This window comes from Oscillibacter sp. PC13, from assembly GCF_900115635.1.
GTDB lineage: Bacteria > Bacillota > Clostridia > Oscillospirales > Oscillospiraceae > Oscillibacter.
Genome location: NZ_FOXE01000002.1, coordinates 43,580 through 56,329 on the forward strand (window position 1 = coordinate 43,580; position 12,750 = coordinate 56,329).

Here is a 12,750-nt window from a genome sequence, read left to right on the forward strand (position 1 = left end):
TTCTCCTTTCAGATCCTACAATTGAAGATCGAAACGTCTGGCAGCTGGGCTGGCATAATGGCGTATTCTCCCTCCGCGGTCTTGCAGGCGGCTTTGCCATCTTAGCTCCCTTGCTTTGCGTCCCGGGGTTTCCCCCGGTTTGCCGTTACAGTCATTTCTTTACGCGGTCTCCCCACCGCGCAGGTGATAAAGTTTTTGGCATCATGCCCCGCATGATGCAGAAGAGGAATCTCTCTTCTGTAAGTCTGACTTCGTGCCATTCAATGCACTGTCCATCAATAGAACCAACTCCAATGCACTGCGGAAACTCTCCTCGCGTCCTCCTTCCAGCCAGGTTACGGATCCCTGCCAGCTGGCATTTTGCCGGAAGATCACGCGCACGGCAAAGGTGCCGCATTTTCCCTCCTGAGGCTCCGGATCCGGCGGAACCGCCGCCCTTTGTGCTGAAGGTGCTGTAAATGCCCGCGCGGCAGTGAAGGACTGTGGAAATTCCATACTGTCCAGCAGATCTTCCATTTTCAAGAAAAACTGCATCAAACTCCGAAATATCTCGCCATTTTCCAGATACGGATTATACAATCGGCCAAGCAGCTCACCGTCTTTACAGGCGTCCACACATACCACTGTGGTTCTGTACGCATTCCCCCGCATTTTGCTTTGCATCCAGGGATCACCCCCTTCCTCACAATTTACATGTGCAGTATATCATTTAGCGGTTACAAAAGCGGTTACATTTTCCAAAATCAGATACAAATTTCTCATTCAATTTTTTCCAATTTTTCGATCGGTATTTTGTTAAAATCACACAATAACTTCGTTTCTGTCCGATATCCGCCAAAATGTGACAACGCCCGTCCGGAATTCACCGAACGGGCGCCGCTAGAGACAAAGTCAAATTTATCCAATACGGCGATGCAATTGTTCAGGGTTATCCGCATAGTCCAGCGCGGTGTCCCGCGTGATTTGTCCCGTCTGATACAGTGCCAAAATGGACTGGTCCATGGAGATCATTCCTTCCCCGCTTCCCGCGGCAATGGCATTTGCAATCTGGTGTGTCTTGCTATCCCGAATCATACTGCGAATTGCTCCATTGAGGTGCATCAGCTCGTAGGCCGGCACCAAACCGCCGTCCCGGTCCGGGAGCAGCTGCTGGGAAACCACCGTATGTAGCACCATGCTCAGCTGCACACGGACTTGCGCCTGCTGGGCGGGAGGAAAGGAGTCGATAATCCGGTCGATGGTGTTTACGGCCCCTTTGGTGTGCAGGGTAGCGATCAGCAGGTGTCCCGTCTCCGCAGCCGTCATGGCTGTACGGATGGTATCGTGATCCCGCATCTCCCCCAGTAAAATCACATCCGGAGCCTGCCGCAGGCAAGCACGCAGCGCGGAGAGATAGTCCACCGTATCAATGGCAATCTCACGTTGGCTGACGATACTCTTTTGATCCCGGTGCAAAAACTCAATCGGATCCTCCAATGTGATGATATGCGCCTCCCTGGTTCGGTTGATGCGATCAATCACACAGGCCTGTGTGGTGGACTTTCCGCTGCCGGCGGTGCCGGTGACCAGAACCATACCATGGGCAACATCCGCCAGATCCATCACTGCCTCCGGAATGCGAAGCGTCCGCCAGTCCGGGATTTCAAAGGCCACCACCCGCACCACCGCAGCCAGGGAACCCCGCTGGCGGTAGGCATTTACCCGAAATCGGGCCAGTCCGGGCACGGCGAAGGAGAAGTCATCGTCTCCGGTAGTGCGGTAACGCTCCATAGAGCGGCCTGCCAGATCATAAATATGATGGATGAGGTGTTCCGTCTCCGGCGGAAACGCCTTTTCGGAGCTGATGGGGCGGATATGCCCTTCTGCTTTTTCACTCACCAAACCGCCGGCTACAATAAAGAGATCGGAAGCGTGATCCGCCACCGCTCTTTCTAAATATTCCAGCACTTCTGCCATAGCTCCGTCCTCCTCGTTATGTGCCCAACTCTGCCACTGGATCCCCGTCCCACAAGTCCAGCGTATCCTCTGCCTGCCAATCGGCTGTAGACACTGTCTGCCAGCGCAGAACCGTCCAGTCCGTGTCATGCAGGCGAACCTCCACCTCCAGCATTTGGGTGTCTGAAACCGGGCAGGTATAGGAATAGGTATCTCCGTCGGGTTCATGTGTTTGTATTACATCTGCCGGCAACTCCCCACTCCGTAGACGGGCCAGAATTTCTTCCGCCAGACAGTCTGCGGCGTAGTATGCCGAAACAGCCTCAGCCGAAGCATCGGCCAGCCTTCCGTCCGCCTGAACGGTGGATAAGCTCAGCATGGCGAATACCGTCAGGCACAGAACTGCAAATATTGCCAGCAGAGAACTGCCGCCTGCGGCCGGTGGAGAAAAATGCCGTTCCTCACGCATCGCTGTCCACCTCCTGCCAAGCTGCCGGCAAACTGCACAGCTGCTCACCATCTGCCGTATATACACTGACATCCGCTGTACCCAGCAGCGGAACAGCACTGTCTGTGGGCGTCACCAAAACATGATACGCCAGAGGAACTGTGCCGTCTGCAATCCCCCAGTCCTCATCCAGGGACCAGCCCCACATCAGTCCGTTCCAGGTGCCGCCGTACAGGCGGGCGGCCTCTTCAAAGTCTCCGTGAACATTCTTCAGCATTTCCACTGCGTTCTGGGCCTGCGTGAGTGCCCGCCCCCGTTCCGCATTCCGGCGGGAGGTCTGATCCGCTAAGGTAAATGCCTGCAGACACAGTGCCGCCGCCAGGGCGACCACCAGCACCATCACCAGCTGCTCCATCAAAGCGAGCGGTGCTTTGCTTTTCATGGCATCGCCTCCCCTCCGCTGCGCAAGGTCAGAATCAGGCGTTCCTGTGTGCCGTCGGCAGCAATGAATTCTATTTGCAAGGGGCCGGCAGAGGAACCGTCAAAATCCCAGTCAAAAAGCAGCCCCCGGGCCTCCAGGATTTTCTCGCCGTCTTCCGGGAGCATCTCCACCCCACATTCGCCGAACACTTCCCTGATATACCCATCATAATAATAGATCCGGGTACAGTAAGGGGTCCCCTCAATGTTTTCCGTTAGAAGCAGTGTGTCACCGCTGGCGGACTGGGTTCCGCTTTCCCCCGGCGGCACAGCGCCGTCAAAAGATGTGACCGTCACTGCTCCGGCCGTATCCGCCTGCCGCACCTTTGTCGCGAGATATTGAACAGCCGTACGGCGGTCAAAAGTCGTTTGATCCCGTTCTGTCAGCCGTCGGTAGGCATCCACTCCCAGCAGCAGCACGGACAGGATGCACACAGCAAATACGCCGAACAGCAGCAGTGCCGTCAGGCCATCCATATGATGTTTTTGTCGCAGATTCTTCATGTTTCGTTTTCCAGTACCGTAATGTCCGGCATCAGATTGGAGGCAAATACGTCGTAGTATACGGTATAGCGTTTTCCATCCATCTGAATACCGTAGTATTCCTCCAGGTAGGTCAGATCCGGCGGATAGATTCCTTCCACGGCATAGCATGCCACTGCGGCCTGTCGGATGGCATTCTCCAGCTGGCGTTTCCCTTCCGCTTCCTGGCCGCTCTTCAAATTGGTGAGAGCGGTGATAAAACACAGCAGCACTGCCATCGATACAGCTGGCAGCAGAAGCCCCGGCAGCAGGGAGCTTCTCCGATTCTGTTTCTTTCGCCTCATGGCTTTTACCCAATTGCCGTCATGATGTGCATCAGCGGCAGCATCACCGACAGCAAAATCAATCCCACCAGGATGGAGGATGATAGAACCAGTACCGGCTCCACCCGGCCCACCGCTGTTTCCAGCGCGTCCTCACTTTCGTCAGCAAGGCGGGAGGCCACCTCTTCCATCACGGTATCTCCGGTGCCGCCCCGCAGGCCCAGCGCCAGCAGGCGGCAGGCGGCAGGCGGCAGCACACTGCTGTTTTTCAATGCTTCAGCAAGATCCATTCCCTGTTCCAAATAGATCTGGCAGTCCGCGCAGCGCTGCTGCGCCGCAGGCAGATCTTCCTGCAGTTCCCCCGCCAGGGTTAAGGACTCCTCCAGGGGCAGCCCGCTGCGCATTCCCATCGCCAAGGCCTGTGCAATCTGAGCGGTACGGATTTGTCTGGAGATTCCACGATCCCCCATCCGCTTTCGCCAAATTCCCAGTACCCGATCCCGAAAACCGTCGTGTGCGGAAAACAATGTCAAACATATGGCAGCAGCAGCCAGCAGCACACACAGCAGCGGCATACATTGATCCAGCATCCGCCCCAGGCTCAGCAGGCCGCCGGCCACACCAGTCAGCTGTCCGCCCAGGGATGCATATACTTCATTAAATACCGGCAGTACCTGGGCCAGTAGAATCACAATTACCACCAGCATCAGTATCAGCAGCACCGCCGGATACAGCAGGGCGCTGCGCACCTGGCGATTCAGCCGCTCTCTTCTCTCATAATACCGGGACAAGGAAAGCAGCGCCTCCTCTGTACGGCCGCTGCGTTCTCCCACTTCTATCAACCCTGTGACATAGGGGGGGAATTGCCCTGCAGACCGGAACGCAGCAGCCAGCGATGCGCCACCGTCCACCTGCCCGGCCATGCCCGTCAGCAGTTCCCTGTCTCCCTCCGCATTCTCCTCCGCCAGCAGCGCCAGACCATCTCCGGCTCCGACACCGGCGTGGAGCAGCAGCGCCAGCTCTTCACACAGCGCGGAAATTTCCGCATGATGTAAGCCTTTTTTCTCCATAAATTGCCCCGTTTCTGCAAAATCACATATAAAAATGAGCCTGCGGATAAACCGCAAGCCCATTTTAACCCAAATCAGAACATTCGTAAAGAAAAATTCCTCAGTACAAATATTTGACCGTGTAATTCTTTCCATCCCCAATATACTGCATCACGGAGGCACTCTGTTTGCCTGTGGACGCAAAGGTCGGATCCATCCGCTGCCAAGAGGTGCCGTTAAAATAAATCACGCCGTCAATCCATCCGGTCTTCTCAGACCAAACGCTGATCCAAGCATGGTAGGCCGTCCCTGCATAGCCGACAACCAGCTTGCAGGGCACTTCCTGGCTGCGGAGCATTCCAGCCATCAGCGCGGCATAATCAAAGCAGATGCCCGTCTTCTTGGCCAGCACCGTGTCCAGTACTGGTAAATACCCGCTTTGAACAGATGATGCCAGCTGTTTATCATAGGTGATATTCTCCACAATATAGTCGTAAACCACCTTTACCTTATCCAGCGGTTCCGTCAGCCCTGACGTCAGCTCCGCCGCCTTTGCCACCGTATTGGGTGCACTGCCGTAATCCACATACTGGTTCGGACGCAGGAAAGGTGCGAATTCATCTTTAAGCGTTACCGTGCAGGATGCCGAGAGTGCTGTTGCATATTTTGTCCCAGTAATATTTTCATATACAACAATCTGGTAACCGCCATTTCCGTCTGACAGCGGAAAGGTCTCCCACTTCCCGGCAGTGAGATTATACGTATACGTTGTGGCGGGTCCTTTTACCTGAACCTTCAGGCGTTTGGTCGTGGATGCCGTATATTGAACCATCACGTAGCCGTCCTGCGTATTCGAGTAATCAATCACCGCCTTGGCATTTTGTGCGGTCAGCGTCCCGGATGCCACTGGGGTCAAGTCTGTAGAAATGGCGGCCGGGACTTCAGCCAAAGCAACCGCCTCATCCTCCAGTACCGCTTCATTTGCCGCCTGCTCATCCAACTCATGATTCTCCGCTGTCTCCGGCATAGCAGAACCGCATCCCGTCAGCAGCACCACAGACAAGAGCAGCACCATTTTTCTCTTCAATGCCTCCAATGCTCCTCGCCTCTATCAAAAATATTTCGAGATTCCATATTTAGTATAGCAATCTTCCCCTCAAATGGAAAGTACTTTCTTAAAAAAATGTTCAGCATGGATAAACTTCTGTAACCACCCCGGTTTTTTCGTTGCAAAACGAATGCAAATGTGTTATTTTTTCTATGTATAAATTTATGCCTATTTTTGGGGGGAGGAAGCATGGAGTCTGCACCGCTACATGTACGAATGCTGGGTGAATTTTCCATTCAATATGGGGAGCAGGAGATCAATGACAGCGATAACCGTTCTCGCAAGGTATGGTTATTATTGGCTTACATGATATACTGCCGCAATCGTTCCATCTCCCAGGATGAACTCGTTGGTTTGCTGTGGGGAGAAGACGAGAGCAGCTCTAACCCCTTGAATGCCCTGAAAACCATGTTTCACCGTGTCCGCACCATGCTCAACCAGTTGGGCGGGAACATCGGCCACCTTCTGATTGTCCGGCGGAGCGGCAGCTATGCGTGGAACGCGGATCTTCCCTTTTCCTTTGATGTAGAGGATTTTGAATCCCTGTGCAAGCGGGGTGCCGCCGCGGAGGAAAGCCAGCGCCTGGAGATTTATCTGCAGGCGTTGGAGCTGTACCGGGGTGATTTTCTGCCCAAGCTTTCCGCTGAGCCGTGGGTCGTTCCAATTTCTGCATACTTCCATAACCTTTATATCCATACGGTACTGGAAGCCCTTCCGATTCTGGAAGAGCGTGGTCGTTTGGAAGAAGCCGTGACCCTGTGCCGGAGTGCTATAACAGTGGATCCGTATCACGAAACGCTGTATCAGCATTTGATGCAGGATCTTTTGGGTGTTGGCGATCAGCGGGGTGCTATCAGTGTATACGAGGACATGAGCGAGCTTCTGTTCTCTAATTTTGGTATCATGCCCTCTGATGAAACCCGGTCCATTTATCGGGAGGCCGTGCGCACAGTAAATGAGCGTGCTGTTTCGCCGGTCACTGTCCGGGAGCAGCTGCGGGAACCGGATGATGCCGGCGGCGCGCTGTTTTGCGACTATGACTTCTTCAAAGTGATCTATCATGCTGAGGCCCGTGCCGTAGCCCGCAGCGGAGATGCCGTTCATATCGGGCTGCTTTCCGTCACAGATGAAAAAAAGCAGGAGCTTCCAAAGCGCAGTTTGGACCGGGCGATGGAAAACTTGCAGGAGTTGATTCGAGCCTGTCTGCGAAGAGGCGATATTGCCTCCCGCTGCAGCATCTCTCAGTTTATTCTCCTGCTGCCCCAAGCGAACTATGAAAACAGCTGCAAGGTCTGTGAGCGGGTCATTAAGGCTTTCGCCCGCCAGCATCCCCACTCTCCTGCAGAAATCCATTATTCTGTGCAGCCATTGGAGCCAAATACATAAGAAATTAAGAGTCCCTCTCCTGCAGGAGAGGGATTCTTTCATGTGTTCAGGCAATTCTTCCGCCGTGAATTTTTTTGATGACCGCCAGCGTACCGAGCATCAGTGCAATCGCAGCTGGCATGGCGATGAATGCGTTTGGTACAAATCCTGCGATGATGTAACTGACAAAGCTTACCGCAGCGGCAGTCATGGCATAGGGCAGCTGGGTGGAAACATGGTTCACATGGTCGCACTGCGCGCCGGCAGAGGCCATGATAGTCGTGTCAGAAATCGGCGAGCAGTGGTCGCCGCAGACAGCACCGGCCATGCAGGCGGAGATGCAGACGATGGACAGCGGGTTGTCCATCGGAAACACATTCTGGACAATGGGGATCAGCATTCCAAAGGTTCCCCAGCTGGTACCTGTGGCAAAGGCCAGCAGGCAGCCAATGACAAATACGATGGCCGGCAAAAACATCTGGAAGCTTGCTGCATTGCTCCACACAAAGTCCCGGACGAAAAACTTGGCCCCCAGTGAGTCCGTCATGGCCTTCAGGCTCCAGGCAAACGTCAAAATCATAATGGCAGGAACCATGGCCTTGAAGCCTTCGGGAATGCACCCCATCATCTCCCGGAAAGACATGGACCGGCGGATAAAGTAGTAAATAAAGGTGAACACCAGGGCAAATGCGGATCCCAGCATCAGTCCCACAGAGGCATCGGATCCGGAAAACGCCTCCACAAATCCAGCCCCGGAGAAAAAGCCGCCGGAATAGATCATCCCGATGACGCAGAATGCCACCAGCACGACGATGGGCAGCACCAGGTCCATCACCCGTCCCTTGTTCTCCTCCACCTCTTCATCCATCATGGCATAGGGATTGCTGCCGGAGAACAGATCTCCTGTCTCCTCCGCGTTCTTCTCAAAGGCGGCCATGGGCCCGAATTCCACTCGCGTCCATGCCATCCCGACCATCATGACCACTGTCAAAATGGCATAGAAATTGAACGGGATCGCCCGGATGAATAAGCTCAGTCCCTGGCCGTCCTCTGCAAAGGCCGCCACAGCGGCAGCCCAGGAGGAAATCGGTGCGATGATGCAGATTGGCGCAGCAGTGGCATCGATGAGATACGCCAGCTTTGCCCGGGAAACACGGTGTTTGTCTGTGATCGGCCGCATCACACTGCCCACCGTCAGGCAGTTGAAATAATCATCGATAAAAATCAGGCACCCCAGTACAACAGTGGCCAGCTGGGCACCTACCCGGGACTTGATATGGTTCTGGGCCCACCGGCCAAAAGCGGCGGATCCCCCCGCCTTATTCATCAAACAGACCATTGCCCCCAAGATCACCAAGAAGATTAAAATACCCACATTATACCCATCGGACAGGACAGAGACAATCCCACTGTTGAATACGTGAAGGACCGTTTCCTCAAAAGCAAAGTTGGAATACAACAATCCGCCCACCAGGATCCCAATGAACAAAGAGGAATAAACCTCCTTGGTAATCAGTGCCAGTGCAATGGCAATCACCGGTGGCAGCAGCGACCAGAAGGTGTTGTAAAAACGGCTGGGCGATTCCACGTAGCCGATTCCGCCGCAGTCGGCACAGATATTTTCTCCAGTGCAGCTCTCACAGTCCGGATCCAGCCCATAGCAGTCCATACAGGCGCCGGATCCGCCGCAGGTTGGGCATTCAATCATTTTGGTGCCCGGTTCCTCCGTGGGATCCGCTGCAAGGGCCGTGGTGGACATGACGGTGCACAGCAGCACCAGGATGGTCAGCACCGGCAGGATGCGTCGCAAATGATTCCTCATGTTCTCTCTCCTCTTCGCACAAAAAAATAAAGCCATGACGTTGTCATGACTTCATCCAGAAACACGAAGCGGATAAATCCACGACAGCGCTCCGCCCCTTACAGGGCGGCAGTCTGTGGGATCTTTTCCCACAGCCCGGCTCCGCTTCTTTCAGGCACGATGCGGAACCTCGGCGAAAGTCCCTTTCCCCCCTCCCCCGGGCCTGTCCATACAGGAGGGGATACTCTTGACTTCCGCGCCTCTATCATGCTTTGGCTTGTCCATTATATAAAATTCACAGGAAAAGTCAACAATATTTCCCCTTTTTGATAAAAATATTCCCAAGCATGAATACCTGGGAATATTTTTATGTTATGTTCCGGTGCAAAAGCAGCTCCGTCGCTGAGAACATCAAAGCCCTCCAGCCAGCAGTCTCGCCAAAGACGTTCTTGCCAGCCCTCAATATTTTCCCAGGGAACCGGCGTCATCAGAGGATGCCTTGCCGAAGCGGAAGTCGTTGCCCGGCAGGACAGCGTTGAGAACGATGCCAGCGATGGCAGCAATGGCCAGAGAGGTCAGTGTGATGGATGCTCCGCCGACGGTAAAGGTCAGTCCGCCGGTAAAGCCAAGGCCGCACACAAGAATCACAGCTGCAATGATCAAGTTGCGGCTGTTGGTGAAGTCCACCTGGTTTTCCACCACGTTCCGCACACCGATGGCGGAAATCATGCCGTAAAGAATAAAGCTGACGCCGCCGATAATGGCAGAGGGAATGGAGTTGACGAATGCGGCAAACTTCGGGCTGAAGGAAAGAATCACCGCATAGATGGCAGCCAGCCGGATAACACGAGGATCATAGACCCTGGAGAGCACCAGCACGCCAGTGTTCTCGCCGTAGGTTGTGTTGGCGGGGCCGCCGAAAAAGGCAGACAAGGAGGTTGCGATACCGTCCCCGATGAGCGTTCGGTGAAGGCCCGGATCCTCGATAAAGTTCTCGCCCACAGTTGCGGAGATAGCGGACATATCACCAATATGCTCCATCATGGAGGCGATGGCAATGGGCGCCATCACCAGAATGGCAGAGACATCAAACTTGGCAACAGAACCCGAGAAGTTGGTAAAGAACGGCTGGAAACCCAGCAGGTCAGCTGCAGCCATCCCTGAGAAGTCCAGCATGGGACCGGTGGCGCCGGTAGCTGCATCAGTAATGACCGTGGCGCCGCAGGCATTGCCGATAACTGCTACCAGATAGGCACCCACCACACCCAGCAGAATCGGGATGATTTTTACCATGCCCTTGCCCCAGATGTTGCAGACAATGATGATGGCCATGGACACCAGGGCCAGCCACCAGCAGGTAGAGGCGTTATTGACAGCAGAGGGGGCCAAGTTCAGTCCGATCAGGATGATGATGGGACCGGTGACCACAGGAGGCAGATAATGCATGACCTTATGAACGCCTACAGCCTTGATAATGGCCGCCAGAACTACATACAGAAGGCCTGCAACCACAATACCGCCGCAGGCGTACTGAAGCTTTTCCCCCCCGTCCATAGCAGCGTAAATTCCTGCATCCATAGCCCCCATGGCGGCAAATCCACCCAAAAAGGCGAAGGAGGAGCCCAGGAAGGCCGGAACCTTCATTCTGGTACAGACATGGAAAAACAACGTGCCGATACCGGCAAAAAACAGCGTTGTCTGAATGGACAGCGGCAGACCGTAGGTGTTCACCAAAATCGGTACCAGCACCGTGGCGCCGAACATGGCAAACATATGCTGCAGACCCAGAATCAGCATCTTTGGGACGCCAAGAGTCCGGGCATCCCGAATGGCACCTCTGTTCTCTTTTTCGTTCATCAAAATTCTCCTTTCATTTGTAACAACACACTGCCTTAAAAGGCAAAAAAAATACCGGCACCAAAGCCGGTCAAAAAAGGGAAACATAGGGATGGGAAAAAGAAACCATTGCCGCGCTCCGGGTCATACCGTTCAAATGCAGCATCATTCTCCCTCCCCCTCTCAATTGTGCCTATTATACCGGACAGTACTTTTCTTTGCAAGACCGGATTTTCATGAGCAGCACATAAATATCCAACAGAAAATTGTCGAAAATGACGGAGAGATGCGTCAGCATCTCCCCGGTCCCCGCTCAGTCACACTGCTGCGGCGTTTTCTACAGCAGCGTCTCAATCTGGGATTCTCCCAAAACAGAAATTCCATTTTCCCGCAGCAGTGCTGCCGTCACACCGTCCCCGGTGGTCACAGTTCCGGAGAAGGTTCCGTCATAGATATGTCCACATCCACAGGAGGGGCTCCGCTCCTTTAAAACTGCAGTCTGGCAGCCAAACAGACGGCTCAGCTTCAGCGTCTCTTCTGCGCCCCGGCGATATGGCTCCGTCACATCAAGGCCGCCTTTTGCCATCACCCGCTCCCCCTGCCGTTCTGCGGGCGGGCGGGGCGTCGGCAGGCCGCCCAGCTGTTCCGGGCAGACCGGTATTACCGTGTACCGGGTCATCAGCTCCCCCGCCAGCGGATGGGTTTTTCCAGCACCATCGTACCGGCAGCAGACTCCTAACAGGCAAGCGCTCACCAACAGTCTCATTTTTCTCACCTTCCGCCCATGGCCTGGTGTTCCCGAAGGAGCTCTCCGAACAATCTGGCGGCATTCCATCCCCGGTTATGCTCCGTCAGCACGGCTTTCAAGCATCCCGGCCCCGCGCCGGCACCAGCCAGCGCCGGAAGCAGGGCTTCAATCTGCCGATCTAGTCCGCACAATACAATCATCCGCCCGCCAAGCGGCCCGCTTACATAAGGTAGTGTCGAGCCAGCATCTGTATCCAGCCCCGCCAGAGCAGCCAAGGGCCGGTTGTAATCCACCCTGGCAACCGGCACCACCTCAGCTCCAAACGGACCTGCAGCCGCCTCGACGGCGAGAATAGCAGGCAGTTCTTCAAATCCAAACAGCAGCAGCTTTCCGCTCATCGTGGTTCCTCCTTCTCTCCACTGTTCTCCAACGGGACAGACTTCCCGGATCCGCGCCTTTGCCGGCCGTGCTCCGCCGCCAGGCAGGCAGCAATAAACCCCGCCAGCCCCACGCCAGTTAGCTCAGGCGATACCTCGCCCACTAAGGGAGGCAGCACAAATATCAAGAAAAACAGGACTGCCAGGATGACGATCCCCGCCCAGTCCTCTCTCGTCACAGGCTTTTTCAAAGCGGCAGCTCCTTTCCGTTCAGAACCGCCTGCATCAGGCGCTCCCCTTCATATCGCAGCTTCAGTGAGAAAAAGGGTCTCTCCGTGTCCAAAAGCCCCAGGAAAATCCGATCTCCCTCCCACATTGGCAACTTCAGCAAATCACTTTTTGGGATCCAGGCCAGTTCCCCTTCGCTGCAAGGAATCGGCGTACCTGACCACCCCGTGGCGGTGAACAGATGCATATACTCCGTGGGTGCCTGGTCGGAGACGAACGTGACCAGCCCCCGATAGCGGTATTCCGTCAGCGTGAGACCTGTCTCCTCCCTGGTCTCCCGGAGGATGCAGTCTTCCGGACTCTCTCCTTCTTCAAACTTGCCGCCAATACCAATCCACTTATCGTGGTTTAGATCCTGTTTCTTTTTCACACGGTGAAGCATGAGGTAGGCATCCATCCGCTCCAAATAGCACAGTGTGGAATTGATCATGCTGGTCGCTCCTTGCGGCGTTTCTCGTCTTCGCCATTTTTCATATTTGTGGTTCATTATACCCGCATTATGAAGAAAA

Annotated in this window: 15 protein-coding genes and 2 riboswitches; of the genes, 1 reads left to right on the forward strand and 14 read right to left on the reverse strand. The window is 54.7% G+C overall.

Annotated elements, in window-relative coordinates:
* Window positions 1-36 precede the first annotated feature (36 nt).
* Window positions 37-154, reverse strand: a riboswitch (cyclic di-GMP riboswitch).
* 47 nt (window positions 155-201) lie between these two features.
* The 8 genes from BMZ81_RS01145 to BMZ81_RS01180 form a co-directional block, all read right to left on the reverse strand.
* Window positions 202-663: a hypothetical protein gene (locus BMZ81_RS01145; protein WP_091127765.1), complete on the reverse strand. Its 462-nt coding sequence runs from the start codon at window positions 661-663 to the stop codon at window positions 202-204.
* A gap of 234 nt (window positions 664-897) precedes the next feature.
* Window positions 898-1,956 (reverse strand): type IV pilus twitching motility protein PilT, encoded by a 1,059-nt coding sequence (locus BMZ81_RS01150; RefSeq protein ID WP_091127766.1) that lies wholly within the window; start codon window positions 1,954-1,956, stop codon window positions 898-900.
* Between the two features lie 16 nt (window positions 1,957-1,972).
* Window positions 1,973-2,404 carry a hypothetical protein gene (locus BMZ81_RS01155; RefSeq protein WP_091127767.1) on the reverse strand — a complete coding sequence of 144 codons (432 nt, stop codon included), beginning with the start codon at window positions 2,402-2,404 and terminating at the stop codon, window positions 1,973-1,975.
* A complete protein-coding gene (locus BMZ81_RS01160) occupies window positions 2,397-2,825 on the reverse strand; it encodes a hypothetical protein (protein WP_091127768.1) in 429 nt (142 codons plus the stop codon). Before BMZ81_RS01160 ends, BMZ81_RS01155 begins: the two co-directional genes overlap by 8 nt.
* Window positions 2,822-3,367: a DUF4860 domain-containing protein gene (locus BMZ81_RS01165; RefSeq protein WP_091127769.1), complete on the reverse strand. Its 546-nt coding sequence runs from the start codon at window positions 3,365-3,367 to the stop codon at window positions 2,822-2,824. The genes BMZ81_RS01160 and BMZ81_RS01165 overlap by 4 nt, the downstream gene beginning before the upstream one ends.
* Window positions 3,364-3,690 (reverse strand): hypothetical protein, encoded by a 327-nt coding sequence (locus BMZ81_RS01170; protein ID WP_091127770.1) that lies wholly within the window; start codon window positions 3,688-3,690, stop codon window positions 3,364-3,366. Before BMZ81_RS01170 ends, BMZ81_RS01165 begins: the two co-directional genes overlap by 4 nt.
* Window positions 3,691-3,695: 5 nt before the next feature.
* Window positions 3,696-4,739, reverse strand: a complete 1,044-nt coding sequence (locus BMZ81_RS01175; protein ID WP_091127990.1) for a type II secretion system F family protein — start codon at window positions 4,737-4,739, stop codon at window positions 3,696-3,698.
* Between the two features lie 100 nt (window positions 4,740-4,839).
* Window positions 4,840-5,805, reverse strand: coding sequence for a transglutaminase-like domain-containing protein (locus BMZ81_RS01180; RefSeq protein ID WP_242942530.1), 966 nt, complete (start codon window positions 5,803-5,805; stop codon window positions 4,840-4,842).
* Window positions 5,806-6,015: 210 nt separating this feature from the next.
* Here BMZ81_RS01180 and BMZ81_RS01185 point away from each other — a divergent pair, with 210 nt between their 5' ends.
* Entirely contained in the window at window positions 6,016-7,212 is a 1,197-nt protein-coding gene (locus tag BMZ81_RS01185) for a BTAD domain-containing putative transcriptional regulator (RefSeq protein WP_091127772.1), read from the forward strand.
* Window positions 7,213-7,258: 46 nt separating this feature from the next.
* On the opposite strand, the gene BMZ81_RS01190 is transcribed toward BMZ81_RS01185, so the two are convergent.
* The 6 genes from BMZ81_RS01190 to BMZ81_RS01215 all read right to left on the reverse strand — a co-directional run bounded on the left by BMZ81_RS01190 (window position 7,259) and on the right by BMZ81_RS01215 (window position 12,671).
* Window positions 7,259-9,013, reverse strand: coding sequence for a Na+/H+ antiporter NhaC family protein (locus BMZ81_RS01190; RefSeq protein WP_091127773.1), 1,755 nt, complete (start codon window positions 9,011-9,013; stop codon window positions 7,259-7,261).
* Between the two features lie 76 nt (window positions 9,014-9,089).
* Window positions 9,090-9,265: riboswitch (Lysine riboswitch) on the reverse strand.
* Between the two features lie 186 nt (window positions 9,266-9,451).
* Complete coding sequence (locus BMZ81_RS01195; RefSeq protein WP_091127774.1) at window positions 9,452-10,849, reverse strand: uracil-xanthine permease family protein; 1,398 nt, start codon at window positions 10,847-10,849, stop codon at window positions 9,452-9,454.
* Between the two features lie 316 nt (window positions 10,850-11,165).
* Window positions 11,166-11,594 carry a 2-thiouracil desulfurase family protein gene (locus BMZ81_RS01200; protein WP_091127775.1) on the reverse strand — a complete coding sequence of 143 codons (429 nt, stop codon included), beginning with the start codon at window positions 11,592-11,594 and terminating at the stop codon, window positions 11,166-11,168.
* A gap of 5 nt (window positions 11,595-11,599) precedes the next feature.
* Window positions 11,600-11,974 carry a DUF3783 domain-containing protein gene (locus tag BMZ81_RS01205; RefSeq protein WP_091127776.1) on the reverse strand — a complete coding sequence of 125 codons (375 nt, stop codon included), beginning with the start codon at window positions 11,972-11,974 and terminating at the stop codon, window positions 11,600-11,602.
* Complete coding sequence (locus BMZ81_RS01210) at window positions 11,971-12,204, reverse strand: hypothetical protein (RefSeq protein ID WP_091127777.1); 234 nt, start codon at window positions 12,202-12,204, stop codon at window positions 11,971-11,973. The genes BMZ81_RS01205 and BMZ81_RS01210 overlap by 4 nt, the downstream gene beginning before the upstream one ends.
* Window positions 12,201-12,671 carry an NUDIX hydrolase gene (locus BMZ81_RS01215; protein ID WP_091127778.1) on the reverse strand — a complete coding sequence of 157 codons (471 nt, stop codon included), beginning with the start codon at window positions 12,669-12,671 and terminating at the stop codon, window positions 12,201-12,203. The genes BMZ81_RS01210 and BMZ81_RS01215 overlap by 4 nt, the downstream gene beginning before the upstream one ends.
* Window positions 12,672-12,750 lie beyond the last annotated feature (79 nt).